This window comes from Corallococcus sp. AB038B (assembly GCF_003668955.1).
Classification (GTDB): domain Bacteria; phylum Myxococcota; class Myxococcia; order Myxococcales; family Myxococcaceae; genus Corallococcus; species Corallococcus exiguus.
Genome location: NZ_RAWO01000020.1, coordinates 1 through 25,266, shown reverse-complemented (window position 1 = coordinate 25,266; position 25,266 = coordinate 1). Strand labels below are relative to the sequence as shown.

Here is a 25,266-nt window from a genome sequence, read left to right as displayed (position 1 = left end):
GGGAGACCTGACCATGTGGATGGCTTTCTGGGACACGGTGCGGCTGGCGTTCGGCACGTTCCGCTCCAACCCCCTGCGCTCCTTCCTCACGCTGCTGGGCATCGTCATCGGCGTCACCACCGTGGTGTCCATGATGGCCCTCATCGAGGGCCTCCGGAACCAGGTGAACGACCAGATGTCGGAGCTGGGCAGCGACTGCTTCCAGGTGCAGCGGCTGCCCTTCGGCCAGGGTGAGCTGTCCATCGCGGAGCTCGCGCGCCGGCCGCGCTTCACCTACGCGGACCTGGACGCCATCCGCACGCAGCCCTCCATCTCGCAGGCCGCCGGCGAGGACTCCAAGGGCGGCCAGAAGGCCTCCACCGCCGACCGCGAGTCACGTCCCAACGTGAACGTCTGGGCCGGCACTGCGGAGTACTTCAACACCAACTCGGTGAGCCTCTCCACCGGGCGGCCCTTCACGGACGCGGAGTTCGTGGACGGACGGCGCGTGGCGGTGATTGGCCAGGACCTGGCGGACACGCTGTGGCCCGGCCTGGACCCCCTGAACCGCGAGTTCCGCCTCCTGGGCCGCACCTTCCAGGTGGTGGGCACGCTCAAGCGCCGGGGCGGCTTCCTGGGCGGCGGCAGCCAGGACAACCAGGCCATGATTCCGCTGTCCACGTTCGCGGGCATGTTCGGCGTGCGCGACTTCCGCATCAGCATCCAGGCGCAGTCCCCGGAGGTGCTCCAGCGGGCCCAGGATGAAGTGACGCTGCTCATGCGCCGTCGCCACGGGCTGAAGCCGACCGACGCGGACGACTTCTTCCTCTACAACAATGCGTCCGCCACGCAGATGTTCAACAGCCTCTCCGCGGCGGTGTCCGCGGCCAGCTTCGGCGTGTGCATCCTGTCGCTGCTGGTGGGCGGCATCGGCATCCTGAACATCATGCTGGTCGCCGTGACGGAGCGGACGCGGGAGATTGGCATCCGCAAGGCGCTGGGGGCCAAGCGCTACCGCATCCTCGCGCAGTTCGCGCTGGAGGCGGTGGTGCTGTCGCTGGTGGGCGGCGCGGTGGGCGTGGCGCTGGGCGTGGGCCTGGCGCACCTGGCGCGGTGGATGATCAACCTGCCCACGGAGGTCCCCATGTGGTCCGTGGTGGTGTCGCTGGTGATGAGCTGCGGAGTGGGCCTGGCGTTCGGCATCTACCCGGCGGCGCGCGCGGCGAAGCTGGACCCCGTGGAGGCGATGCGCTCGGAGTAGCACGCGCTCCTCCGAGCATGGCGCATGAAGAAGGCCCCGACCCGGCATGAAACGGGCGGGGCCTTTTTTCATCACGGTCGTGGCCGGCCCGGGACTACGGGCAGGGGTACGTACAGGTGATCTGCCCGGAGATGGGGTTCTTGAAACACTGGGGCGTGCAGTCCTGCGCGTCGGCGGAGGACGGCGTGGCGGCGATGCCCAGGCCCATCACGGTGGCGGCGGCGGCGAGGACGAAGGCGATGCGACGGACGTTCTTGCGAGCCTGCATGGTGTCGTCTCCCTGCGATGTGTTGGCGCTGCACGGAGCACTCTAGGGACCGGGGCTGACAACACCACTGGCGAGATTGCAGGCACGTGCGCACGCGCGGAGGGCGGGGCGCCAAGGCGCCGCACGCGGGAAGAAATTTGAAACACCGATGCGGCGAAACAATGCGTCAACGCCTGGGAGTGGGGGTGCGACTCCACTGATAGCCCACCGTCGCGCCGCTGCCGATGAGCGAGAACGCGAGGTACTGGCGCAGGAAGTCCAACCGTTCGCTGGAGCCGGCCAGGTGGCGCAGGCCTTCATGCGCGGCGATGCCCAGGAGCATTCCCACGGTCGCGCCGCCGAGCGCGCCCAGGTACGCGTGGCCGCGATCCTGGCTGTCGCCGAACGCGATTTCGCCCATGCCCCAGGTGCCGAGCGCCGCGATGGGAGGCGTGACGACCATCGCGGCGCCGAACGCGCCCACCTCCAGCTCCATCCACCGTCCTTGCGGATAGGAGGGATGGACGAAGAGGAAGCGTCCCGGAAGTGACGCGAGCACGGTGCCCGCGGCGGCCTCCGCGGCGGAGGCGCCCAGGCGCGTGTCACCGCCCACGCGGGTCGCGGCCCAGACGGTGCCCAGGGGCAGCAGCGTGACACCGCCATGCGCGACCCAGGTGCCGGCGGACAAAGGTGCCTCCGTGTCGGGCTCACCGTGCGGAATGAACGGCCGCAGCTGGCGAGGCGGCACGGCGGGAAGCGGAGGATCCGCGTCCAGGAACGGCGCATCCAGGACGGTGGGCCTCAGCGGAGGCGGCGGAGGTTCGGGCTCGGAGGACGGAGGCCGGTCCGAGGGCGAAGCGGAGGACGCGGGCGCATCCGCTTCGCGCGGTCCATCGCGAGGCGCGAGGACGTCGCCAGCCTGTGGCGCGGGCGTGTCCGTCGTGGGCGGCTGCTCATCCCGAGGCGAGGATGAAACATCCCCCGAGGGCGGCACGTCCTGCATCCACACCGAGGCGGACGCCGCCGGTGCCCCCAACAGGCCCACCCACAGGAGCGCTCTGTACGCGGGTGCCATCCCCTGTCGCCCCATGCCGTGTCCGTCCTCCCCGAGTGTTCGCCGTGAGCACCCAGCAGTGCGCACGCGGCGCGTCCGGCACCACCGGCCTCTCGTGCCACGGGGCTCAAGCGTCGGCGGGTGGACGGTGTTCGTGTCCATCCACACGCTTCCGCCTCTCGGCGACACACGGCGGATGCGGAAGGGCGGGGGCTGCCCTAGCTTCCGGACCGTGCGGCTGGTCTGGCCCATCCTGCTCGCCCTGCTCACCGCGGGGTGTCCCTACCCGAACCACCGACAGGACCTGCGCCTGCGCGCGCTGCCGGAGGACCCGGCGGAGAGGGAACTCGCCATCGAGCAGACGCTGGGCATCCCGATGGAGCCCGGCAACGGCGTGGAGTTGGTGCAGAACGGCCAGGTCTTCGACGTCATCGAGGAGGAGATCCGCGCCGCGCGCTCCAGCATCCACATCGCCAGCTACATCTGGCGTCCGGGCATCCCGTCGGACCGGTTGCTCATCGCGCTGCGAGAGCGGGCCCCTGGAGTGCAGTGCCGGGTCATCGTGGATCCGCTGGGCAGCGTGAACTTCGAGGTCGTGGCCCCGGTGCTCGCGGACGCGGGCTGCGACGTGCGCATCTACCGTCCCTACCAGGGCGCGGTGACGTCCCTGGACGCGGTGAGGATCCGCGCGCGCATGCACCGCAAGATGGTCATCCGCGACGGCGAGGTCGCGCTGACCGGCGGCTTCGGCATCTGGCGCAGCTGGCTGGGCAACGGCGACGCGGCGGAGACCTGGCGAGACACCAACGTGCGGGTGCGGGGCCCCGTCGTGCGAGGCATGCAGCTCGCGTTCGCGCAGAACTGGCAGGAGGCGGGCGGCGCCTTCCTGCCTCCGGAGTCCTTCCCGGAGCTCGCGCCCGCGGGCAACGCGCGAGCCCTCTTCGTCGCCAGCACCGGGCACCGCTTCCTGTCGGAAGCCACGAAGATGTGGCTGCTGTCCATCGCGTCCGCGAAGCACCGGCTGTGGATCGCCAACTCGTACTTCCTCCCGTCGGAAGCCATCAGCGACATGCTCATCCTCAAGGCGCGTGAGGGCGTGGACGTACGGGTGCTGGTGCCGGGCCGCTACCACGACGTGAAGCCGGTGCTCAACGCACAGCGGGCGTCCTACGCGAGGCTCCTGGAGGCCGGCGTGCGCATCTACGAGTACGAAATCTCGATGATGCATTCCAAGACGCTGGTCGCGGACGACACGCTGAGCATCGTGGGCTCCACCAACCTGGATCCGCTGGCGCTCAGCCACACCGACGAGGGCTCGGTGATGGTGGAGGACCCGGTGCTGGCGGAGGAACTGGCGAAGTCCTTCGAGGCGGACCTCAAGCACTCGGCGGAGGTCCACTGGCACGGCTGGAAGCGGCGAGGCCTGCTTCAGAGGCTGAGCGAGCAATTGCCGTGGTTCATCGGCGACTTCCTCTGAACTCGCCGTTCGAGGCGTAGAGCCCCCGGCCGTCTGCCTGTCCGGCTGACAAGGAACATCCGAGGCGGGAAGGCAGGCGGGGCCGGGTCGCGTTGGTCTCTTCATGCCTTCGATTCGACCGTTCCGTGCCGCCCTGTTGTCGCTGACCGTGGCCCTGCCGGTGTACGCGGCCGGGCCCGCCGTGTGGGGCGAGGGAATGATGGTGAAGGTGCGGCCGGGGACCGCCGCCCGGAGCGCCACCGAGGTGCGGCTCACCGCCGCGCGCAACGAGTTCGTCTCCTTCCAGGTCGCGCTGCAAGGCGGAGACACGGGGCTGAAGGGCGTGCGCGCGAAACTGCCCGCGCTGGAGGGCCCGGGCTCCACGACGCTGACGGGGCCGGACGTGACGCTGTACCGCGAGGCGCTCGTCGCGACGAAGCAGGCGTCGGTGGCGGGAGAGTCCGTGGGTGCGTGGCCGGACGGGCTGGTGCCAGACACGGACGAAATCGCCGGTGAGACGCGAAGCGCCTTCCCCTTCGACGTGCCCGCGAAGGAGGCACGCGCCATCTGGGTGGACGTGCACGTGCCGAAGGACGCGCCGCCCGGGGACTACACGGGCACGGTGACGGTGGAGGCGGACGGAGGCTTCCAGCGGCAGGTGACGGCGAGGCTGACGGTGGTGGACGCGGCATTGCCGAGCACGTCCTCGCTGTCCTCGGCGTTCCTGCTCTGGCCGCCGCACGTGTGCCGCGCGCACACGGGCCGCGAGGACTGCACGCCGGAGGAGTTGCAGCCGCTGCTCACGCGCTATCAGCGGATGGCATTGGAGCACCGCTTCACGCTCTCCAGCCTCTTCCCGCGCAAGCCGTGGCCGCCGGAGTGGAGCACCTTCGACGCGACGTGGGGACCGTACTTGGACGGCACGGCGCCCAATCGGCTGCAAGGCGCGAGGATGACGAGCCTGGAGTACGTGGGTCCGCTCGACGCGGCGAACCTGAAGGACTTCACGGCGCACATGAAGGCGAAGGGCTGGCTGGACCGGGCCTACGTGCAGCTGGGGGACGAGCCACCCTACGGCACGCCCTTCGCGCAGGTGCGCGCGACGGGAGAGCTGGTGCGCCAGGCGGCGCCCGGGCTGCGCACGATGCTGACGACGAACTCGCGCGAGCTGAAGGCCAACAGCCTGGAGGACGCGGTGGACACAGCGGTGCCGCTGGTGAACCACCTGGACGGCACGGACGCGAACTTCCGGGGCGACCAGCGCGGGACGTACACGAACTTCCTGGAGCGTCCGGGAACAGCGTTGTGGATGTATCAGAGCTGCATGAGCCACGGCTGTGCGTATGGGACCAACGCGCCGGAGAACAAGCCGGGCGCGGGCTGGCCGTCGTACATGCTGGACCGGTCGGCGGCGAAGGCGCGCGCGATGGAGTGGGTGACGTTCCTGGAGGGCGCGACGGGCGAGCTCTACTACCAGTCGGTGGGCATGCTCTCCACGGCATGGACGGACCAGTACCGCTTCAACGGCAACGGGGACGGGACGCTCTTCTACCCGGGCACGCCACAGGCCATCGGTGGCAAGACGGACGTGCCAGTGGCATCGCTGCGGCTCAAGCTCATCCGCCAGGGCATGCAGGACTACGAGTGGCTCAAGGCGGTGAGTGACGCGGGAGACCCGGACTTCGCGCGCAAGGTGGCCAGGGACCTGATTCCAGCCGCGTCGCGAGTGACGGACGACGGCGCCGCGTTCGACACAGCGAGGCTGAAGCTCATCCATCGTTACGAGGAACTGACCGCGACCCCGACGCCGGACGCGGGAACGCAGCAACCGGACGCGGGAACGCAGACGCCGACGGACGGAGGCACGGAGCCCATGCCGGACGAAGCTGCGGGAGGCCCCTCGCAGGGAGCGCCCGGCTCCACTTCCGACGTGACGCCGGACGCGGTCGATGACGCCCAGGCGGGAGGCTGCACCACGGGCGGAGGCGGAACGGCGGCGGTCGCAGGAGGCCTGTTGTTCACGGCCTGGGCACTCGGCGGCATGCGTCGTCGTCACGCTCGCGTGACCGTGCCCGCCCGGAAGAGGTAGGCGCGAGGAGGACAGGCGAACCGCGTGCGCCTGCCGCAACGCGCCAAGACGGTGAGCCCGCCCTGTCGGAGGCACAGCGCACAAACCTGTCCGACAGTCGGACAGGTTTTGGGGCGCCGCGTCCCGGACCCCCGATGCCTCCCAGTCCGGAGGCACACGGCACGAACTTGTCCGACAGTCGGACAGGTTTTGGAGCGCCGCGTCCCGGACTCCCGAGCCCTCCCCGCCGGAGGCACACCGCGCGAACTTGTCCGACAGTCGGACAGGTTTTGGAGCGCCGCGTCCCGGACTCCCGGTCCTGGTAGCCAGGTCGGACCCGTGTCGGACGGGGGAGGTACAAGCCTGGATGCCTGCCCGGAAGCGCCGCGCGGGCTCCGGGGCGTCATGCTAGAGGGCGGCGCATGAGCACGGACGTGGTGAAGCGAGCCGTCATCCGCGAGGCGAGGCCCGAGGACGACAAGGCAATTGGCGACCTGTTGGTGGACGCCTACGTCACGCAGTACGCGAAGAAGCTGCCGGAGGTCGTCTACTCCGAGGAGCGCAAGGCGTTCCTGCGCGACGTCGCCGCCAAGCGGAAGGTGTGCACCATCATGGTGGCGGAAGTGGACGGAGAGGTCGCGGGCACGGTGGCCCTGTACCCGCCCGGCGCGCCCGGCACCGAGGCCTGGCTGCCCCGCACAGCGGACCTGCGCGCCCTGGCCACGTCGGTGCGCTACCACGGCCAGGGCCTGGCTCAGCCGCTGCTGGCGGAGGCGGAAGTCCTCGCGAAGCGCTGGGGCGTGGACGCCATCTCCCTCCACGTGCGCCAGGGGGCGTTGGGCGTCGCGCGCATGTACCAGCGCCGGGGCTACCAGCGTACGCCGGAGGGCGACATGGACCGCCGTCCGGACGTGTTCCTCGAGGCGTACCTGCTGCCCCTGAAGTAACGCATGTCAGGCGGGAACGCGTTCATCCGTGGATTGCGCATCCCGTCTGACGCCGGAGGGTCCGCGAAGGCTCGCGTGACCCGGGCACCGGAAGGGATCGCGCGCCGGAGTCGTGGCGTGCGCCCTGCCCCGGAAGGGGCGCAGGTCGGTACGCCGACCCCCACCCCGGTGTTCCCATCATGATGATTCCTGTTCCCGAGCAGTCGCTCGTGCTGCTCCTAGGCCCCTCCGGTTCCGGCAAGTCCACCCTCGCGAATGCGCACTTCCTCCCCGAGGACGTGCTGCCCGGCACGAGCAACGAAACGAAGCTCCACGACGAGGTGGCGCGAAGGCTCGCGAAGGGCACGCTCACCGTCATCGACGGCGTCCCCCTCAGTGCCGAGTCACGTCGTCACTACGTGACCCTGGCACGCGACCACCACGTGGCCCTGGTCGCGGTGGCCATGGACACGCCGGAAGCGCTCTGTCTGGAGCGCAACCGCACGCGGTCCGGGTCGCACGCCAGTCCCCGAGCCCTGCGCAATCAGGTGCAGCAGTTGCAGAACGCGCTGAAGGGGCTGACGAAGGAAGGCATCCGGCACGTGCACGTGCTCACGCCGGAGACGGCGGGCGCGGTGGCCTTCGAGCACCGCCCGCTGCCGTGCCACCGCCAGGACGAGCACGGCCCCTTCGACATCATCGGAGACATCCACGGCTGCTTCGACGAGCTGAAGGCCCTGCTGACGGAGCTGGGCTACACGGTCGCGCCGCGAGCGGACGGCAGCCCCGGCTTCGACGTGAGCACGCCCCACGGGCGCAAGGTCGTCTTCCTGGGCGACCTGGTGGACCGAGGGCCGGGCGTGACGGACGTGTTGCGCCTGGTGATGGGAATGGTCGAGGCGGGCACCGCGCTGTGCGCGCCGGGCAATCACGAAATCAAGTTGCTCAAGAAGCTGCGTGGCAAGGACGTGCGCGTGGCGCGCGGGCTCGCGATGACGCTGGAGCAACTGGAACGTGAGCCGCCCGGATTCTCCCAGGCGGTCGCCGACTTCATCGAAGCCCGCTCGCCACACTACGTCCTGGACGACGGCCACCTGGTGGTGGCGCACGCGGGCCTGAAGGAGTCCATGCACGGCCGGGACACCCCGGAGGTGCGCGACTTCGCCCTCTACGGAGAGACCACCGGCGAGGCGGACGCCTACGGCCTGCCGGTGCGAGCCGACTGGGCCCGGGACTACCGCGGACCGGCGACGGTCGTGTATGGCCACACCCCCGTCACTGAATCCGAATGGGTGAACAACACCCTCTGCGTGGACACGGGCTGTGTGTTCGGAGGGAAGCTGACCGCGCTGCGCTATCCGGAGCGACAGCTCGTCTCCGTGCCCGCGCAGCGCGAGTACTGGAAGTCACGGAGCCACGCGGCTCCGTGACCCTCCGGCAAGCCGTCAGGCCGCCGCCGCGGTGACGCCGCCCACGCTCCGGCGCGCCGCCTCCATGCAGTCGTCCAGGAAGCGCAGGTAGCAGTCCAACCCGCGCGAGCCGAACGACGCCAGCCGCCGGCCTTCCTCGGGATGGGTGCTCAGCATCCCCTCCATCATCCGCTCGTTGAGCGCGGTGTGGCCCACGTCCACCTCCGCGTGCTCGCGCAGGAAGGTGAGCGTGTCCAGCGTCCCCTGTCCCAGCACCTCGCGCACGCGCGCCAGGATGCGAGGCACCAGCACCACCGCCAGGTAGCCCACCTCGTACTCGATGGCCGCCTGGCCCAGCGGCAGCTCGCCGGTGATGGCCTCGTCGTGCACCTGCCGGTACTCGAGCATGGCGGCCGTGGGCGCCTGGGCGACCAGTGCATCCGCGTCCAGCTGCTGCGAGTGGCTCGCGTTCCACTGCGCCGTCAGCACGCGCGCGTCCTGGAGGGTCATCAGGTGATGGCCGGCCTCGTGCTTCGCGTGGGTGATGAGCTGCCGGCCCACCTTCTCCTGGCCCAGCGCGATGCAGCGCTCACCGGCGCCGCGGATCCATCCGTCCACGGGCTCGGTCATGTACGCGCCGCGAGCGGACCACTCGATGAGGAAGCGCGCCATCAGGTCCGGAGTGATGTCCGGCGACAGGAGCGTGCGCACGACGGGCTCCGTCTCCAGGCGGGCGCGGGTTTCCATGGCGTGCGGCAGGTACTGCGTCTGGATGAGGCTCATGACAGCTCCTTCTGGGGGTGGGAGAGCGGACGGGGTGCTGTCTGCTCGTGGATGTGCTCCAGGAACTCGGGAGCGAGGTCGGCGGGGATGAGCCACAGGGAGGGCTTCGCGTCGGGAGCGGCGTCGTGCAGACCCGAGGCCTCCACGTCACCAGCCTCCTCGGCCAGGAAGGTGAAACCGTCGCGGCCCCGGTCCGCGAACCAGCGGCGAGCCCCATCCATCAGCGCCGGATAGGCCTGCCGAGCACGAGGCGACAGCGCGAACACCCGCACGGAGTCCAGCAGCCCGAAGGGATTGGTGCCGGGAGGCCCCGACTCCAGGACGGCCACCGCCACCGGCTTCGCACCCTCACGAGCGACCAGCAGGTGCCGCTCGCGCACCAGACCCACCGTCTGCCAGGCCCGAGTCACGTCCCGCAGGTCCAGCGTCTCCAGGCGCAGGTCCAACGCCTCGGCGTAGCAGGCGGGGCGGGTGAGGGCGATCCGCTCCACGAGCAGCCGCCGCTCCGCCTCCGTCGCGGGCCCCAGCTCCAGACCCACCGGCGGAGGGGCAGGGGAATGGCCACACTCGACGTCAATCATTCGCATCGGCAGCATCAGCGTCCGACCCGTCGCCGCCATGCGGTCAGCGAATCCCACGTGCGACCGGTACGTGAAGGGCACGGTCGACTCGATGTACGCCGCGAACCACCGGAACCCGCTGTCCCGCTGCGCGTGCTCCACGCAGTGCACGTACAGCTCGCGCAGCATCTGGCCCTTGAGGCGCTCGAACCGGGTGGCGTCCTGGCGCCGCGCCAGCTGGTGCACCATCCACACGGAGCGGTAGGGCTTCATCACGGAGAGCGTCGCCTCCACGCCGCGCTCGGAAGGCCACACCACCTCGGTGAGGACGGAGCCCATCGAACCGGCCTGGCGGCCCAGCTCGATGAAGCTCCGCCGCCGCGACGCGAAGTCCTCCGCGGACCTGCCGGCCAGGTTGAAGTAGCCGGAGTCGATGAACAGCCGCCACTGCTCCGCCACCCGCGCACCATCGGTGCACGTCGTCGGATGAAGGGCCCGAGCCACCAGCGCCTGCCATCGCTCCGAGTCCTCGGCGGTCAGCGGCGTGATCAGGAGCCCGCACAGGAGCTCCCCATCGGCGCGGTCTGACACATGGCGCACCTCTCCGCGCAGTGACAGGACCTCACCCGCCGCCGTGCGCAGCTCGATGGGCTGGAGCACCCGGCCCGGCGAAAGACGTTCCCCAGCGCCCATCCGCAGCGCCATCCCGTGCAGGGACACATCCACTGCGTCGCGCTCCCGGCCCAGCCATCCCGGCAGCGGCAGCCGCAAGCGCAGGTCCGAAGGCGCGGGAGCACGCCGATGCGCCCGGCGGCGCACCTGGATCAACTGACGAGGCAGCGGCGTCACCCACGTCCCCGGCTCCGCGGTCTCGCCGGACAGGAGCATCCGGTAGACGCAGCCATGGCCAAACACCTCCACCTCCCAAGCGTCCGCGCCCGGATCCACCGTCAGCCCGGACCAGTGGAGGACTCCACCTTCCAACTCCAGCGTCTCCAGCCGCAGCGGCGACGCCGAGTCTCCCCGTCGCAGCAGGGCGGGCGAGCCCAGCGCGGCGGCGGTGGCGAGGATGACGCGGATGCGTTCGGAGTCGGTGACGTCCCACCGCACCTCCCATTCCTGGGCCGATGCCGCGGACAACGGACGCAGCTGTGCGCGAGCGAAAGGCGCTCCCACGGTGGACTCTCCAGATGAATGACGTCGGGGGGGCGCGCGAATCACCCAGGACTCCCGTGGATCCGCGCTTGAAATGGATACGGAGCCGGTCCACCCGGTTGGTCATCGAATCCCGGGGAACACGAGCACCGGCGGTGCGGTCCGCGGCTTTCTCGTTGTCTCACCTGACGTTGAAACCACGTGGAACCCCACGGGTTTCATGTGACAGGGGGGTGCCTCCACGGTGGGAAAGGTGCGTGCGCCCCGGGTCGGGCTTACCCTGTGGAGCCCATGTCCCTCCGCAAGGACTTCATCGAGCGCGCCGCCGAGCAGTTCGCCGCCGCCATCGCCAGCATCCTCAAGGCCCGGAAGGAGAAGCGGTATGGGGACGCACGCAACCACATCCGCGACACCGCCCTCACCGTGCTGGGCATGGAGTACGGCGCGCTCATCCTCGCGGACGCCGAGTCCACCTCGCGCCTGCTCGGCACCGCCTCCCGCGCGCGCATGCTCGCGAAGCTGGTGCGAGAGGACGGCGAGTTGATGCGCGAGCAGGGAGATCCACTCACCGCCGACTCGCGCTTCCTGCTGTCGCTGGAGCTGTACCTGGAGGCCATCTCACTCGGCCTCAACCCGGACACCGAGGACGCCACCGCCATCGCGGAGCTGCGCACCCTCACGGACACCTCCGCGCTGTCGGAGCGGCACCAGCGGATGCTCTCCCAGGCCTGACGAGGCGCGGCGCGCACGTTCGCGCACCCGTGCATCGGTCGGGTTTGCAACAGAGCAACATGGGGAGATCCATTGCTTCCGATCAAGCAATGACACGGTGACGCCCCCCGCCTTGCCCTGGCTTCCGGGGTTGCGTCTATCCTTGCCGTCCATTTGTCACGCAACACCGGGGGGGTGCGCGTGTCCTTTGTTCGGTTACCCGAGAGCGTGGTCTCTTGTCGCAACCTCGTGGGCGGAGAGTGGGTCTCTCCGGCCGGAGCGTCCGCGCAGGATGTTCGCAGTCCCTATACCGGCGCACTCATCGGCCGGGTGCCGCTGACGACCGCCTCCGGTGTCGCCCAGGCCGTGGAGGCCGCGAAGGCCGCCGCGCAAGGCTGGCGGGTCACCCCGCTGCGCGAGCGCACCCAATTCCTGCAACGCTTCCGCACGCTGCTGGAGACGCACCTGGAAAGGCTCGCGCACCTGGCCGCGAGCGAATCCGGCAAGACGGTGGCGGAGGGCCGCGCGGGCCTGCTCAAGGGCATGGAGGTCTGTGATTTCGCCCTGTCGCTCCAGAACCTGGACAGCGGAGCGCACCTGGAGGTGAGCCGGGGCGTCACCTGCGAATACCGGCGTGAACCCCTGGGCGTCGTCGCCGGCATCACGCCGTTCAACTTCCCAGCGATGGTGCCCCTGTGGCTGTTCCCCATCGCCGTCACGGTGGGCAACGCCTTCATCCTCAAGCCGTCGGAGAAGGTGCCGCTCACCGCGACCGCCATGGGCGAACTGATGGTGGAGGCCGGTTATCCACCGGGAGTCTTCTCCGTGGTGCACGGCGCGAAGCCTGCGGTGGACGCGCTGCTGGAGCACCCGGACGTGAAGGCCCTGGCCTTCGTGGGCTCGTCCCCGGTCGCGAGGCACGTCTATGTAGAGGGCAGCCGCCACGGCAAGCGGGTGCTGGCGTTGGGCGGAGCGAAGAACCACCTGATCGTGGTGCCGGACGCGGATCCAGAGCTCACACCGCAGTCGGTGGTGGACTCGTTCACCGGCTGCGCGGGCCAGCGCTGCATGGCGGCCAGCGTGATGCTCGCGGTGGGGGACGTGCAGCCGCTGGTGGACGACATCCTCCGGCGAGCCTCGCGCCTGGAGGTCGGCCCGGGCATGGGAGCGCTCATCGACCGGGGCGCGGTGGATCGGCTGGAGACGGCCATCGCCAAGGCCCAGGCGGACGGAGCGCGAGTGCTCCTGGACGGGCGAGGCAAGCGTCCTGCGGGTGAGGCCTACGCGAACGGTCATTGGCTGGGGCCCACGGTGTTGGACAACGTGCGCCCGGACATGGAGGCCGCGAGGCGCGAGCTGTTCGGCCCGGTGCTGTCCATCGTGAGGGTGCCCACGTTGTCGGCGGCGCTCGCGGTGGAGAACGCGTCGCCCTATGGCAACGCGGCGTCCATCTTCACCACCAACGGCGCGGTGGCGCAGTCGGTGGTGGAGGGCGCCAGGGCCGGCATGGTGGGCGTGAACGTGGGCGTGCCGGTGCCGCGCGAGCCCTTCTCCTTCGGCGGCACGGGCGAGTCGAAGTTCGGCCACGGGGACATCACGGGACCGTCGAGCCTCGACTTCTGGAGCCAGCTCAAGAAGGTGACGCGCAAGTGGTCAGCGCGCACCGACGGCTCGTGGATGAGCTGACGCCGTGCGCCGGCGTCTTTCCATTCCCAGACATCATTCCTCTCCCGCGCCCCCCAAGGAGGGTGCACCCATGGCTGACAAGAAGCCCGTCAATCACATCCGTCTTACGTCCCATCCCGACGGGCAGGCGCCCGGAGTCCCCCTGCGCTGGGGCGAGTCGGAGCCGCTGCGCCGGGGCCCGGTGGTGGCCACGCTCTCCGACCCCGCGAACCGAAACGTCATCGGCACGCACTCGGGCGCGTACTCCATCTACCGGGCGCTGGCGGTGTCCGCGGGCAAGCTGCCGCAGGACCACAAGGCGGACCTGACCAACACCTCGCCGGCGGCGCAGGTGGGCCCGCATCCAGCGTGGAGCGACCCCAAGCGCATCGTGTCGCTGGACCCCTGGGGAGCAGTGGCCTCGCAGGTGTTCCGCGCCTACGCCGAGCAGGGCGTGGACTACCGGCCCACCATCGCCGTCACCCGGGCCCACATCAACATGCCGGAGGTGCGCGAGGCCATGGCCGCCGGGCGCCTCAAGGTGGACGGCGACCTGGTCGCGGCCAATGGCGACGTGAAGGTCGCGAAGGCCGCGGTGGAGCCCGTCTGGTACCTGCCCGGCATCGCCGAACGCTTCGGCCTCACGGAGGGCGCGCTGCGCCGCGGCCTCTTCGAGCACACCGGAGGAATGTACCCGGAGCTCATCACCCGCCCGGACCTGCACGTCTTCCTGCCGCCCATCGGCGGTCTGTCGCTGTATGTGTTTGGAGACATCGCCGCACTGGCGGACCGGAACGTGCCGCTGGCGGCGCGGGTGCATGACGAGTGCAACGGCTCGGACGTCTTCGGCAGCGACATCTGCACCTGCCGGCCCTACCTGGTGCACGGCATCGAGGAGTGCGTGCGGATGGCGCAGCAGGGCGGGGTGGGGCTCATCGTCTACCACCGCAAGGAGGGCCGAGCGCTGGGCGAGGTGACCAAGTTCCTCGTCTACAACGCTCGCAAGCGCCAGGAGGGCGGAGACTCCGCGGCCACGTACTTCCACCGCACGGAGTGCGTGGCGGGAGTGCAGGACATGCGCTTCCAGGAGCTGATGCCGGACGTGCTGCACTGGCTGGGCATCACGCGCATCCACCGCTTCATCTCCATGAGCGACATGAAGCACGACGCCATCGTGCGCTCGGGCATCGAGATTCTCGAGCGAGTGCCCATCCCGGATGGACTCATCCCCGCCGACGCGAAGGTGGAGATGGAGGCGAAGAAGGCCGCGGGCTACTTCACGCGAGGGCCGGTGGCGGACGCGGGGGAGCTGGCGCAGGTGAAGGGACGGGACCTCGATGCTTGACGCGATCCGGGTGCAGGAGGTGTCACCCACGGTGGCGTGGCTGCGCAGTCCCGCAGCCATCCGCGAGCGCTGTCACCAGGTGTTGGACCTGGGGCTCGCCGGCCGGCTGGAGTACTTCCGGGTAGAGCCGTCCCGGCTGCCCACGGTGGTGGACCGGGTGCTGGCGGTGACGCACGAGGCATACCCCCGTCTGGACATCCCGGTGCACAGCCGCTGGAGGCACTTCGACGCGGGAGGCGTGCCCAGGCTCGCGCAGCTGGAGTCGAAGCTGGCCCCGCTGCCGCCGGAGGAAAGAGCCAGGGCGAAGGTGGACCTGGGCGTGGTGAGCGTGCTGCTGGACGCGGGCAGCGGCCCTGCGTGGCGCTACCAGGAGCCCGGAGGCGCGTCGTACGTGCGCTCGGAGGGACTGGCGGTGGCGTCGCTGCGCATGTTCATGGCGGGCGGCTTCTCGTCGGATCCAGACCGGCCGCTGCGCGCGGACGCGGAGGCGCTGGGCCGCATGACGCGCGAGCAGCTCGAGCGCGGCTTCCAGGTGTCGGAGTCCAATCCGCTCCTGGGAGTGGAAGGGCGCCTGCACCTCATGCAGGCGCTGTCGCGTGTGCTGCCCAGACCGGGGTCGCTGTTCGACATGCTGGCCGCGCACCGTCGCAGCGTGAGGGCGGCGGAGGTGCTGGGCACGCTGCTGGATGTGCTGGGCCCCATCTGGCCGGGTCGCACGACGGTGGACGGAGTGAACCTGGGAGACGTGTGGCCGCATCCGGCGCTCGGACCGCCGGGGAGCGCGGACGCGCTGGTGCCCTTCCACAAGTTGTCCCAGTGGCTGGCGTACTCGCTGGTGGAGCCGCTGGCGGAGGCGGGCGTGACGGTGACGGAGCTGGACGCGCTCACCGGCCTGCCGGAGTACCGCAACGGTGGCCTCTTCGTGGACCTGGGCGTGCTGGTGCCGCAGGACCCGCGCCTGACGACGGAGGTCTACGGCCCGGGTGATCCGCCCATCGTGGAGTGGAGGGCGCTGACAGTGGCGCTGTTGGACCGGGTGGCCGCGCTGGTGCGAGGGCGTCTGGAATTGAGCGCGGAAGAGCTGCCGCTGGCGAAGGTGCTCCAGGGAGGCACGTGGACAGCGGGGCGCCGGGTGGCGGCGGAGCTGCGCCCCGGAGGCGTGCCGCCCATCCGCATCCGCAGTGACGGCACGGTGTTCTGAAACCCATACAAGGACGGCGACACATGGACTTCCCGAACTGCACGGTGGTGGATCACCCGCTGGTGAAGCACAAGCTGACGGTGATGCGCAGGACGGACACGAGCACGGCGGCCTTCCGGGCGCTGCTGGAGGAGATCTCCCTCCTGCTCGGGTACGAGGCGATGCGAGACCTGAAGCTGCGCGAGGAGGAGATTGAAACGCCCATGGCGCGCACCACGGGCTGGGCGCTGGACGGCAAGAAGCTGGTGCTGGTGCCCATCCTGAGAGCAGGGCAGGGCATCCTGGACGGCCTGCTGCAACTCGTCCCCTCCGCGCGAGTAGGCCACATCGGCCTGTACCGCGATCCGGAGTCCCTGAGCGCGGTGGAGTACTACTACCGAGTGCCCGCCAACCTGGAGGACCGCGACGTCATCGTCTGCGACCCGATGCTCGCGACAGGCAACTCCGCGGTGGCGGCGCTCCAGCGAGTGAAGCGAAGCCGCCCGGGCTCATTGCGTTTCGTGTGTCTGCTCGCGTGTCCGGAGGGCCTGACGAACCTGCGCGAGCACCACCCCGACGTGCGAGTCTTCACCGCCGCCATCGACGAGAAGCTGGACTCGCACGGCTACATCCTGCCCGGCCTGGGCGACGCGGGAGACCGCCTCTTCGGCACGAAGTCGGTGGACTGACTAGTCTCGATTTCCAGGATTGACGGTGAGGCATGAATCCTTCATGTCTCACCGCATGAAGACATCCCGTTTCGCATCCGCGTTGATGGCATTGGGGTTCCTCGCCTGTGGTGGAGAGCCGGATGAGGTAGCTGTCCCCGGCGTCCAGACCCAGGAGATCCTCGGCGGAGGCATCGCTGCCCGGTACGAGCTGCCCCACCAGGTGCGCCTCCACGTGACGGGCGCGTTCACCTGCGGAGGCACGCTCCTCCGGGCCGGCTGGGTGGTGACGGCCGCCCACTGCGTCGAGGGCGTCACCCCCGCCTCCATGCGCATCTACGCGGGAGACCTGCGGCTGGGCTCGGTGGAGGCGGACGAGCAGTACCGAGCGGTATCGCGCAAGGTGATGCACCCGTCCTACAACGGCTCGGTCCACGACGTCGCGCTCCTCCAGCTCGCCCAGCCCTTCAACCTCTCCCAGGCGGTGCAGACGCTGACGCTGCCGGATGCGCCCGCGCCCCTGGGTGCGCCGTACGTCGCGAGCGGCTGGGGTCGCACCCAGACAGCACCCACTTCCGATGCGCTCAAGCGAGTGAGCCTGAGCATCACCTCCACGGCCACCTGCCGGGACATGGTGGGAAGCGACTACGTCAACGGCGCGGTGCTGTGCACGACGCCGAGCGCCACCGCCAACGTCTGCACGAAGGACGATGGAGGACCCCTGGCCTTCAACGGGAAGTTGTATGGGATTGTGAGCGGGTTCGGCTCCAACCAGTGCAACACGTTCTCCATGTTCACCAACGTGGCCACGTACACGCCGTGGATCCGCTCCGTCATCAACGGAACGTGATGCACTGAGCCAACGCTGTTTCACACCTTGGCTCTTGAGAACCGGGAAATACGGATTTAAACGTTGAACGGCCTAAACGTTTTTGTCCATTTCCCGGGAGTCCAGGCATGCGCGCGTCGTGGCGGTCCACCCTGATGGCGGTGATGTTGGGCGCGGTCTTCGCGGAAGGAGTGGAGGCGGCGGAGCCCGGCACGCAGCATTGGACGGAGAATCTTTCCGCCGGAACAGGCACGTCGGAGCTCGTGGGCACGCGAGACGGGCTGCTCTACGAACCCAACGCCGTGATGCGCCGTCCCGAAGGTCTGAGCCGGCTCACGGGTCTCTTCGAGTTTCCGGCGCGCACGCTCGAGCAGCCCGTGGACACCTTCCGCCCGCGAGTCCAGGCGGCAGTAGGCCTGGGGCAGGGCGTCGAAGTGGACGTGCGCGTGAGAACCCCCGGAGGAGCCTGGAGCGAATGGCGCACCGCCACGGGAGACGAAGCCGTGCGCCTGCCCCGCTCGGGCACGGAGGTGCAGGTGCGCCTCGCGCTCATCGCGGACGAGAGAGGCCGCGGTCCGGTGGTCCAGGCGGTGGACCTGGATGGCTGGCGCGAAGGAGGCACGGAGGAAGGGCTCCAGACACTCGCGCCGCTGACCTACCGCGTCTATGCCACCCGTGAGGGCCTGGTGGGAGGCACGACGGCGAACGGCCACGTCATCAAGACCAACGACCGCTTCGTCGCGCTGCCGTCGCGGCGGGGGCTCGCGTCGAACGGAGGCTCCGAGTACCAGGTGCGCGTCTGCTATTCGAAGACAGCGAAGTGCGCGACGACGTCCGTCTGGGACGTGGGCCCGTGGAACACGAAGGACGACTACTGGAACCCGTCCAGCGTGCGCGAGATGTGGAAGACGCTGCCGCAGGGCAAGCCGGAGTCGCAGGCGGCGTACCAGGACAACTTCAACGGCGGGTTGGACCAGTTCGGGCGCCGGCCGTCGAACCCCGCGGGCATCGACATCGCGGACGGGACGTTCTGGACGGACCTGGGCATGTCGAACAACGACTGGGTGGACGTGACGTACCTGTGGACGTCCGGTGGAGGCTCGTCGACGGGGCTGGTCATCGACAGCAACAACGCGAACAACGACCAGTCCAAGGGCTACATCCAGCTCACGGGAGCGAGCTGGGCCTCGTCCACGAACGTGGCGGGCTATTACGGCACCAGCTACCTGGTGTCTCAGGGAGCAGCGGTGTCGGAGCCAGCGACGTTCTGGTTCTACATGTCCGCGGCGGGAACGAAGACGGTGGACGCGTGGTGGACGGCGGCGAGCGACCGCTCCACGGTCGCGCCCTTCATCGTCACGAACGCATCCGGCACGCAGCTGGCGAACGTGAAGGTGAACCAGACGGTCAACGGAGCAAGGTGGAACACGCTCGGCACGTGGAGCTTCCCGGCGGGGTGGAACAAGGTCCAGCTGAGCCGGTGGGTGACGGCGGGGACCTACGTGGTCGCGGACGCCATCCAGGTCCGTTAGGCCTCATGGACGCACGGGTTGTCCGGGCGGTAGAACGGTGCCCCATCTCCGAGGAAGTCATCCATGTCGTCGTTGCGCACCGTGCTCCCGCCTCCCGTGGAGGAGCCACAGCTCTACACCGACCTTGCCGGCTGGTGGCCGTTGTTCTCGCCACCGGAGGAGTACGGGGAGGAGGCGGAGGACCTGCTCCCCATGTTGCATCCGGAGGAGGGCCCGGCGAGCACGATGCTGGAACTGGGGTCGGGCGGAGGAAGCCTGGCCTTCCACATGAAGAAGCACTTCACGCTGACGCTGACGGACCGCTCGGCGGAGATGGTGGCGGTGAGCCGCAAGGTGAATCCGGAGTGCGAGCACCGCGTGGGGGACATGCGCTCGCTGCGATTGGGGCGCACGTTCGATCGGGTGATGGTGCACGACGCCATCATGTACGCGGTGGACCGCGAGGACGCGCGCGCCACGGTCCAGACAGCGGTGGCGCATTGCCGTCCGGGAGGCCGGGTGGTGCTGTTGCCGGACTGCGTGCGTGAGACCTTCGAGCCCCTCACCGAGTCCGGAGGCCACGACGGGCCGGACGGGCGAGGAATGCGCTATCTCATGTGGACCTGGGATCCGGATCCGGACGACGAGACCTTCGAGACCGCGTTCGCCTATCTGCTGCGCGAAGCGGACGGAACGGTGAGCATGTCACAGGAGCGCCACCGCTTCGGACTGTTCCGGCGTGAAGACTGGCTCGAATGGATGAGAGAGGCCGGCTGTCCCGCGACGACGCGCAGGGACCCCTGGAACCGGGAAGTATTCATCGGAGTGCGGGAGCAGGACTGATGCGAGGGTGGGGGGCCCTGCTGGTGTTCATCCCGCTGTGGGGGATGGCCGCGCCCGCGCGAGTGGAGCTCGTCTTTGGCGGAGACGTGATTCCGCACGGCGAGGTGAAGTCGGTGGCGAAGGCCCACGCGCGCAGTGGAAACCACGAAGGTTGGGACCACGTCTTCGGCCCGCTGTCGGACGTGCTGCGCACCGCGGACGTGGGCGTGGTGAACCTGGAGACGCCGGTCACGGCCAACACCAAGGCCTTCACGAAGGAGCTGGTCTTCAACGCGCCCCCAGCCATGGTGCAGGCCCTGGTGAACGCCGGAGTGAAGGTGGTGTCCACGGGCAACAACCACGCAAGGGATCAGCACGTGGAAGGCCTGGTGGAGACGCTGCGACACCTGGACGCAGCGGGACTGCGCCACACGGGCACGGGGACGACAAGAGACGCGGCCTGGGAGCCGGTGTTCATGGAGGTGCGAGGCCTCAAGCTGGGCTTCCTCTCCTTCACGAGGAGCCTGAACGGCTTCAGCAACCCGAAGGAAGCGGACGCGCCGCACGTAGCGCTGTTGCCCTACCCGGAGCACGCCTCGAGAAGGGGACTGAAACCGGAGGAGGCACTGGAGCGGGTGCGAGCAGCGGCAGCGAAGTGTGACGCGCTCTTCGTAATGGGGCACTGGGGGCGCGAGTACACGGACACGCCGCACCCGTTGGACAGGGCCCTGGGTCAGTCCTTCCTGGAAGCAGGAGCCTTCGCGGTCATCGGTCACCATCCGCACGTGTTGCAGCCATTGGAGGCCTACACGACGAAGTCCGGGCGCCGGGGTTTCATCGCCTACTCATTGGGCAACCTGGTGGCGAACCAGGCGCGCTTCTACCGGCACGTGAAGGGACAGCTGGGCAAGGACGGAGACAAGAGAGACACACTGCTCTTGCGAGTCGGAGTGACCAGGTCGGAGCCCGGAGCCCCGGTGTCCCTGGCGGATGTTTCAGTGTTGCCGGTCTGGATTGAAAACAACGCCCAGGGCCGCAAGGCGAAAGCGAAGCGGAACATCCAACCGGTGCTCATCGACCGCGAGATTGAAGAGGTCTCGCGAAGGTTGGCAGCCCTCACCCAGCGCACCGAGAAGCCCGACAAGGCGACCCGAGCAGAGAAGGCCGCCCTGGAGCAGCGCCTGACAAACGCCCGTTACCGCCGCGAACGCATCCTGAGGATGCTGCCCACGGAGTTCCAGATAGCCACCCCGGAGCTGAGGCGAAGGGACGACAGAGCCGTGGGCCTGACGGCTCAAACAGTGCCCTGAACCTCAGGTAGGAAGACGTACGACGGCGGAGCCTGCCGTGGAGTTCATGGTTTCCGGTTCGCCACCCTGTTACCCCTGCGGGGCGCCCGGACCCACGTCTTGCGGCGTACACCCCACCCCAGGTCACACCCCATGATTCCTCTTCTTCGTACCGCCGCGGCCGTCGCGCTGCTGGGCATCGCCATGCCCGCGCTCGCCCAGGACCCGCATCCGTCCCACCCCACCGTGAAGCCCGAAGCGCCGCCGGTCACCTTCCACCGGCTGGAGCAGGGCAACCTGCGCTTCACCAAGGGCGTGGCACGCCACCCCGCGCAGACCCTCGCGGTGCGCCACGCGCTGGCCAACGAGCAGCACCCGCACGCCATCGTCGTCACCTGCAGCGACTCGCGAGTGCCCCCGGAGCTCGTCTTCGACCAGGGCCTGGGTGAGCTCTTCGTCGTGCGCGAGGCCGGCAACGAACTGGAGCCCCTCGTCGTCGCCAGCATCGAGTACGGCGTCGCCAACCTGGGCGTGCGCCTCATCGTCATCATGGGCCACGAGTCTTGCGGCGCCGTGAAGGCGGGTCTCACCATCCCGGACGGCCAGAGCACCGGCTCGCCCAACCTCGACGCGCTCGTCTCCTCCGTGAAGAGCAACCTCGTCGACGCCCACCTCACGGATGCGGACAGGCACGACCCCAAGGTGGTGAAGGCCTCGCACGCGAACGTGGACGCCGTCACCCGCCAGCTCACCGAGCGCTCCCAGCTCCTCAAGGCCAAGGTCGACGCGGGCGAGCTCGCGGTCGTCTCCGCCATCTACTCGCTGGACACCGGGCACGTGGAGTTCTGGCACACGGAGGGGCTCGTCCCCTCCAAGTAGCGCCCGTTAGCGAGGCGCCTCGGATTCCTTTCGGGGCTCCTCGTGCAGGTCGCGCAACGCGACGACCCGGTTCAGCAGAGGCCCGCCCAGCTTCTTCCGGGCGATGCGCTGCGACGGATAGATGCCCCGGTGGCCCGTGAGCAGGTACGCCACCGTGGCGACGATGGCCACGTGAGGCAGCACGGAGGCGCCCACCAGCTCCACCGCCATCAGGGACAGCGCGAGCGGCGTATTGGCTGCCGCCGCGAACAGCGCCGCCATGCCCACCGCCGCGCCCAGGTCCACGGGCAGTCCCAAAAGCCGAGCGAGGACATTGCCCAGCGCCGCGCCAATGAAGAACAGCGGAGTCACCTCACCGCCCAGGAACCCCGCGCCCAGCGTCACCACCGTGAACACGAGCTTCCAGGCGAACGCACCCCAAGGCAGCGACACATCCTCGAACGCGCGAAGGATGCCCGGCACGCCCAGGCCCAGGTAGTCGCTGGTTCCCGCGAGCTTCCAGAGCCCCACCACCCCCAGGCCACCCAGGGCCATGCGCACGGGAAGCCAGGGCACGCGGCGCTCCAGGACCCGCTTCAGTCCATGCGTGCCCTCGATGAAGGCCACCGCCACGCCCGCGATGCCCACCGCGAACACCAGCCACTTGCCCAGCACGGGCAACGTCAGCGCCAGCGCCTGAGGGACCGGGTACGCGGTGTGATGGATGCCCAGCCCCCGAGTCACCAGGTCGCCCACGACGGCGGCCGTGAGTGCGGGCAGGAGCGCCTCGTAGCCCAGCCGGCCCACGCACACGACCTCCAGCCCGAACACCGTGCCCGCCAGCGGAGTGCCGAACACCGAACCGAAGCCGCCCGCGATGCCCGCCGCCAGCAGCTCGCGCCGGGTCTCCGGAGCCACGCGGAAGCGCCAGGCAATCTGGTCCGCCAGGCTCGCCCCCATCTGCACGGCGGTGCCCTCGCGTCCCGCGCTCCCGCCGAACAGGTGCGTGAGCACCGTGCCCAGCAGCACCATGGGCGCCATGCGCAGGGGAATCACCGCGTCGCCCTCATGCACCGTGTCCAGCACCAGGTTGTTGCCGCCCTTGATGGACGCGCCCCACCGGCCATACACCGCCCCCAGGACGAGGCCCGCCAAGGGCAGCGCGTACACCAGCGACTCATGCGCCAGCCGGAACTCCGTGGCCTCCTCCAGCAGCGCCAGGAACACCGCGGACGCCACGCCGCAAACGCCCCCCACGATGGCGCCCAACAGCAGCCACTGGCCCAATGCTCGGGCGCTCCCGGAGATGTTCATGGCCGCACTCTAGTCGTGAAACAACGCGTCAACCGGAAGCGCCGCGTCAGAGAAGGGCGCGCGACAGCACCCCTGTGACGCATCGTGGCGGAATTCATGTTCAACATGGAATACATAGTGCGGAGTTAATTCCGGTCTGCGGAGTGATTCCTGAATCAAAGCCGTGTACCGTGCGCGGCCTCTCCCCATTGCCGGGGCGGGAACCCCCTACCTCTTCAGGAGCCGGTATGTCCGTTCGTCGCAGCGGGCTGTCCCTCGCCGCCGTCCTCGCCGCCACCACCCTCAGTGGCACCGCGCTGGCCAGCACCATCAACCAGAACACGTCGTGGACCATCAACCGCTCGGCGTCGCAGACGTACCGGGTGGTGGCCTACGGCGACTCCATCTTCGCCGGCTATAACGGCGGAATCTCCAGCGTGGGGCGTCGTGCGGCCCCGGTGGTGGAGGGTGAGTACGCGGCGAAGAAGTGGGGCGCCAACGTGGAGGTCATCCGCCGCACGAAGTCCGGCGCGAAGGCGGACGACATCTACAACAACAAGATCGTCTCCGAGCGCTCCTACATGCAGGACGCCAAGACGCGCGTCGTGATGTTCGAGATGTGCGGCAACGACTACCTGCAGGCCCGCAGCGCGTTCACCGACCAGACCGGCACCTGTAACTACAGCGGCCTGCAGAACGCGCTGGCGACCTGCACCACGTACATGGAACGTGGCATGCAGACCATCAACCAGTACGCGACCACCGCCAAGGTGAAGGTCATCTCCAACATCTATTACCCCGGCTATGACGCGGACAACGTGCTGACGGCCTGCACGGACGCGACGACGGGCCAGAAGGTGAACAAGCAGCAGTACTTCCTGCCGCTGCTGGCGCGCAGCAACTGGCGCGCCTGTAACCTGGCGGCGAAGTACGGCTTCAAGTGCTCGGACTCCTTCGCGGAGATGATGGCGTCGGACTACGACCGCAACGGCGACGGCCAGATTGACTCCGAGGCCATCGCGTACCGCGCCGGCGAGACCGAGGACGCCTACGTGCAGCGCATCAGCGTCACCCTGCGCAGCACGCTGCGCGACGCGAACGGCCACCTGGCGAACAGCAGCACCAGCTACGACTACATCCAGTCGGACAACACGCACCCCACGTACACGGGCTCCACCATCAGCGTGAACATCTTCTCCGGCTCCGGCTCCGGCTCCGGGGCGCCGTCCTACACGGACGCCCAGGTCGTCAACGGCAAGAACCCGGACTGGAACAAGTTCGGCCACGAGCGCATGGGCTGGAGCATCTCCACGTTCGACCCCGCGACGCCGTGAGCTGAAGCGGCATCCGTAGGGAGAAAGGGCCTCCGACCTGTCACCGGGTCGGGGGCCTTGTCGTGTCCGGACCGACGGAGCGGCCAGCAGCCCCGTCAGCGGCCAGGCGTTCAGGCCTCTATTCGTCGGAGCGCCAATGATCAGGTTCGGCTCAAACGAAGGTTTGACGTCTTCGGCCTGAAGCGTTAGAGAGTGCCCCCTCCGCGACGACCGGCGGGGCCCTGGGCCTCGGAAGGTCAGCGCGGGGGAAGAAAAGGATCGACGAAGGTTGTTGATCCCGAACGCGGCAAAGAGGTAGAAGCCGCGCCCCTCACCTCGAAGCCCGCGCACTGGCGCGGAAGGCACTTCGGGGAGAGAGCAGCACCGAAAAGAAAATAGGGCAGTCAACCAAGCGAGTTGACAGCGAACGCGGCGAAGAGATAGAAGCCGCGCCCCACCGAAGAAGCAGCGGTCCGGAAGGCAACACGACGGACGCAAAGCGGTGAAGGAAGCTGACAGCAAGCGGTTGACAGGGAACGCGGCGCTGAAGTAGAAGCCGCTCCCCTTCGAAAAGAAACGGCGGAAGTCACTGGACGGCGCCGACGAACTTCGAAGAAGCCCGCAGGACGCAAAAGCGAAGTTGACGCTGACTGCGAACTGAAATAGAAGCTGCAACCCCGCCGGGCGAAACAAGCCGGCAAGCAACAAAGTCGCAACAAGCGGCTCGGTCTTTGAAAACCAAATAGCAAGCCCAAGCAGTAATGGATTGCGGAAACCCGCAGTCAATTTTTTGAGGGCGCTTCACCTCAAGAGCAGCGCTGAAAAGCGCAGCGAGAGGGAAGTGCCGACGAATCAGCGAGCCGAGACTCCTTAGCCGGGTCTCG

General features: G+C 68.9%; 22 protein-coding genes. 16 read left to right on the top strand and 6 right to left on the bottom strand.

From position 1 onward, the window contains the following. The first annotated feature begins 13 nt into the window (after positions 1-13). Entirely contained in the window at positions 14-1,240 is a 1,227-nt protein-coding gene (locus D7Y04_RS41025) for an ABC transporter permease (protein ID WP_120596320.1), read from the top strand. 94 nt (positions 1,241-1,334) lie between these two features. Here D7Y04_RS41025 and D7Y04_RS45315 read toward each other — a convergent pair whose 3' ends face one another. Together D7Y04_RS45315 and D7Y04_RS44730 are read right to left on the bottom strand one after the other, a co-directional pair. Then, the gene (locus D7Y04_RS45315) at positions 1,335-1,508 is read right to left on the bottom strand and encodes a hypothetical protein (protein ID WP_167508051.1); all 174 of its coding nucleotides are present in this window, start codon (positions 1,506-1,508) and stop codon (positions 1,335-1,337) included. A gap of 166 nt (positions 1,509-1,674) precedes the next feature. Continuing rightward, positions 1,675-2,577, bottom strand: a complete 903-nt coding sequence (locus D7Y04_RS44730; RefSeq protein WP_158620680.1) for a hypothetical protein — start codon at positions 2,575-2,577, stop codon at positions 1,675-1,677. A 196-nt stretch (positions 2,578-2,773) separates the two neighbouring features. Here D7Y04_RS44730 and D7Y04_RS41015 point away from each other — a divergent pair, with 196 nt between their 5' ends. The 4 genes from D7Y04_RS41015 (at position 2,774) to D7Y04_RS41000 (ending at position 8,421) form a co-directional block, all read left to right on the top strand. Next, positions 2,774-4,018, top strand: a complete 1,245-nt coding sequence (locus D7Y04_RS41015) for a phosphatidylserine/phosphatidylglycerophosphate/cardiolipin synthase family protein (RefSeq protein WP_120596318.1) — start codon at positions 2,774-2,776, stop codon at positions 4,016-4,018. A 103-nt stretch (positions 4,019-4,121) separates the two neighbouring features. Next, positions 4,122-6,086: a DUF4091 domain-containing protein gene (locus tag D7Y04_RS41010; RefSeq protein WP_121762874.1), complete on the top strand. Its 1,965-nt coding sequence runs from the start codon at positions 4,122-4,124 to the stop codon at positions 6,084-6,086. Positions 6,087-6,487: 401 nt separating this feature from the next. Beyond that, entirely contained in the window at positions 6,488-7,012 is a 525-nt protein-coding gene (locus D7Y04_RS41005; protein ID WP_120596316.1) for a GNAT family N-acetyltransferase, read from the top strand. A gap of 179 nt (positions 7,013-7,191) precedes the next feature. Continuing rightward, on the top strand, positions 7,192-8,421 hold the full coding sequence (locus D7Y04_RS41000) for an AAA family ATPase (protein WP_121762873.1): 1,230 nt from the start codon (positions 7,192-7,194) through the stop codon (positions 8,419-8,421). A gap of 15 nt (positions 8,422-8,436) precedes the next feature. On the opposite strand, the gene D7Y04_RS40995 is transcribed toward D7Y04_RS41000, so the two are convergent. Both D7Y04_RS40995 and D7Y04_RS40990 read right to left on the bottom strand, forming a co-directional pair. After that, a complete protein-coding gene (locus tag D7Y04_RS40995) occupies positions 8,437-9,183 on the bottom strand; it encodes a hypothetical protein (RefSeq protein WP_121762872.1) in 747 nt (248 codons plus the stop codon). Further along, positions 9,180-10,919, bottom strand: coding sequence for a PilZ domain-containing protein (locus tag D7Y04_RS40990; RefSeq protein ID WP_147477308.1), 1,740 nt, complete (start codon positions 10,917-10,919; stop codon positions 9,180-9,182). Before D7Y04_RS40990 ends, D7Y04_RS40995 begins: the two co-directional genes overlap by 4 nt. 270 nt (positions 10,920-11,189) lie before the next feature. On the opposite strand from D7Y04_RS40990, the gene D7Y04_RS40985 reads away from it, so the two are divergent. The 10 genes from D7Y04_RS40985 (at position 11,190) to D7Y04_RS40940 (ending at position 21,797) form a co-directional block, all read left to right on the top strand. Continuing rightward, positions 11,190-11,630, top strand: a complete 441-nt coding sequence (locus D7Y04_RS40985; RefSeq protein ID WP_120575805.1) for a hypothetical protein — start codon at positions 11,190-11,192, stop codon at positions 11,628-11,630. A 180-nt stretch (positions 11,631-11,810) separates the two neighbouring features. Further along, on the top strand, positions 11,811-13,295 hold the full coding sequence (gene mmsA / locus D7Y04_RS40980) for a CoA-acylating methylmalonate-semialdehyde dehydrogenase (protein WP_120596325.1): 1,485 nt from the start codon (positions 11,811-11,813) through the stop codon (positions 13,293-13,295). A 70-nt stretch (positions 13,296-13,365) separates the two neighbouring features. Continuing rightward, positions 13,366-14,619 (top strand): GTP cyclohydrolase II, encoded by a 1,254-nt coding sequence (locus tag D7Y04_RS40975; protein WP_121762870.1) that lies wholly within the window; start codon positions 13,366-13,368, stop codon positions 14,617-14,619. Beyond that, positions 14,612-15,820: a URC4/urg3 family protein gene (locus D7Y04_RS40970; protein ID WP_121762869.1), complete on the top strand. Its 1,209-nt coding sequence runs from the start codon at positions 14,612-14,614 to the stop codon at positions 15,818-15,820. The genes D7Y04_RS40975 and D7Y04_RS40970 overlap by 8 nt, the downstream gene beginning before the upstream one ends. Before the next feature lie 23 nt (positions 15,821-15,843). Then, positions 15,844-16,488, top strand: a complete 645-nt coding sequence (upp, locus tag D7Y04_RS40965) for a uracil phosphoribosyltransferase (RefSeq protein WP_120596310.1) — start codon at positions 15,844-15,846, stop codon at positions 16,486-16,488. A 55-nt stretch (positions 16,489-16,543) separates the two neighbouring features. After that, a complete protein-coding gene (locus D7Y04_RS40960) occupies positions 16,544-17,317 on the top strand; it encodes a serine protease (RefSeq protein WP_158620679.1) in 774 nt (257 codons plus the stop codon). 107 nt (positions 17,318-17,424) lie between these two features. After that, positions 17,425-18,828 carry a hypothetical protein gene (locus D7Y04_RS40955; RefSeq protein ID WP_120596308.1) on the top strand — a complete coding sequence of 468 codons (1,404 nt, stop codon included), beginning with the start codon at positions 17,425-17,427 and terminating at the stop codon, positions 18,826-18,828. A 63-nt stretch (positions 18,829-18,891) separates the two neighbouring features. Continuing rightward, positions 18,892-19,650 (top strand): trans-aconitate 2-methyltransferase, encoded by a 759-nt coding sequence (locus tag D7Y04_RS40950; protein WP_120596307.1) that lies wholly within the window; start codon positions 18,892-18,894, stop codon positions 19,648-19,650. Continuing rightward, positions 19,650-20,939, top strand: coding sequence for a CapA family protein (locus D7Y04_RS40945; RefSeq protein WP_121762868.1), 1,290 nt, complete (start codon positions 19,650-19,652; stop codon positions 20,937-20,939). Before D7Y04_RS40950 ends, D7Y04_RS40945 begins: the two co-directional genes overlap by 1 nt. 132 nt (positions 20,940-21,071) lie before the next feature. After that, positions 21,072-21,797: a carbonic anhydrase gene (locus tag D7Y04_RS40940; protein ID WP_120596305.1), complete on the top strand. Its 726-nt coding sequence runs from the start codon at positions 21,072-21,074 to the stop codon at positions 21,795-21,797. A 6-nt stretch (positions 21,798-21,803) separates the two neighbouring features. Here D7Y04_RS40940 and D7Y04_RS40935 read toward each other — a convergent pair whose 3' ends face one another. Then, complete coding sequence (locus tag D7Y04_RS40935) at positions 21,804-23,090, bottom strand: chloride channel protein (RefSeq protein WP_120596304.1); 1,287 nt, start codon at positions 23,088-23,090, stop codon at positions 21,804-21,806. A 227-nt stretch (positions 23,091-23,317) separates the two neighbouring features. On the opposite strand from D7Y04_RS40935, the gene D7Y04_RS40930 reads away from it, so the two are divergent. After that, a complete protein-coding gene (locus D7Y04_RS40930) occupies positions 23,318-24,403 on the top strand; it encodes an SGNH/GDSL hydrolase family protein (protein WP_120596303.1) in 1,086 nt (361 codons plus the stop codon). Positions 24,404-24,968: 565 nt separating this feature from the next. On the opposite strand, the gene D7Y04_RS46105 is transcribed toward D7Y04_RS40930, so the two are convergent. Further along, the coding region (locus tag D7Y04_RS46105) for a hypothetical protein (protein WP_233601816.1) at positions 24,969-25,266 on the bottom strand (298 nt) is incomplete at its 5' end.

Excerpts from the sequence above, each read along its gene's own strand:
- D7Y04_RS41005 (WP_120596316.1), top strand. The coding sequence starts at position 6,488 with ATGAGCACGGACGTGGTGAAGCGAGCCGTCATCCGCGAGGCGAGGCCC.
- D7Y04_RS41000 (WP_121762873.1), top strand. The coding sequence starts at position 7,192 with ATGATGATTCCTGTTCCCGAGCAGTCGCTCGTGCTGCTCCTAGGCCCC.
- D7Y04_RS40930 (WP_120596303.1), top strand. The coding sequence starts at position 23,318 with ATGTCCGTTCGTCGCAGCGGGCTGTCCCTCGCCGCCGTCCTCGCCGCC.
- D7Y04_RS40945 (WP_121762868.1), top strand. The coding sequence starts at position 19,650 with ATGCGAGGGTGGGGGGCCCTGCTGGTGTTCATCCCGCTGTGGGGGATG.
- D7Y04_RS40950 (WP_120596307.1), top strand. The coding sequence starts at position 18,892 with ATGTCGTCGTTGCGCACCGTGCTCCCGCCTCCCGTGGAGGAGCCACAG.
- D7Y04_RS40985 (WP_120575805.1), top strand. The coding sequence starts at position 11,190 with ATGTCCCTCCGCAAGGACTTCATCGAGCGCGCCGCCGAGCAGTTCGCC.
- D7Y04_RS40940 (WP_120596305.1), top strand. The coding sequence starts at position 21,072 with ATGATTCCTCTTCTTCGTACCGCCGCGGCCGTCGCGCTGCTGGGCATC.
- D7Y04_RS40975 (WP_121762870.1), top strand. The coding sequence starts at position 13,366 with ATGGCTGACAAGAAGCCCGTCAATCACATCCGTCTTACGTCCCATCCC.
- D7Y04_RS41025 (WP_120596320.1), top strand. The coding sequence starts at position 14 with ATGTGGATGGCTTTCTGGGACACGGTGCGGCTGGCGTTCGGCACGTTC.
- upp (WP_120596310.1), top strand. The coding sequence starts at position 15,844 with ATGGACTTCCCGAACTGCACGGTGGTGGATCACCCGCTGGTGAAGCAC.
- D7Y04_RS40970 (WP_121762869.1), top strand. The coding sequence starts at position 14,612 with ATGCTTGACGCGATCCGGGTGCAGGAGGTGTCACCCACGGTGGCGTGG.
- D7Y04_RS40995 (WP_121762872.1), bottom strand. The coding sequence starts at position 9,183 with ATGAGCCTCATCCAGACGCAGTACCTGCCGCACGCCATGGAAACCCGC.
- D7Y04_RS44730 (WP_158620680.1), bottom strand. The coding sequence starts at position 2,577 with ATGGGGCGACAGGGGATGGCACCCGCGTACAGAGCGCTCCTGTGGGTG.
- D7Y04_RS41010 (WP_121762874.1), top strand. The coding sequence starts at position 4,122 with ATGCCTTCGATTCGACCGTTCCGTGCCGCCCTGTTGTCGCTGACCGTG.
- D7Y04_RS40935 (WP_120596304.1), bottom strand. The coding sequence starts at position 23,090 with ATGAACATCTCCGGGAGCGCCCGAGCATTGGGCCAGTGGCTGCTGTTG.
- D7Y04_RS40955 (WP_120596308.1), top strand. The coding sequence starts at position 17,425 with ATGCGCGCGTCGTGGCGGTCCACCCTGATGGCGGTGATGTTGGGCGCG.
- D7Y04_RS40960 (WP_158620679.1), top strand. The coding sequence starts at position 16,544 with ATGAAGACATCCCGTTTCGCATCCGCGTTGATGGCATTGGGGTTCCTC.
- D7Y04_RS45315 (WP_167508051.1), bottom strand. The coding sequence starts at position 1,508 with ATGCAGGCTCGCAAGAACGTCCGTCGCATCGCCTTCGTCCTCGCCGCC.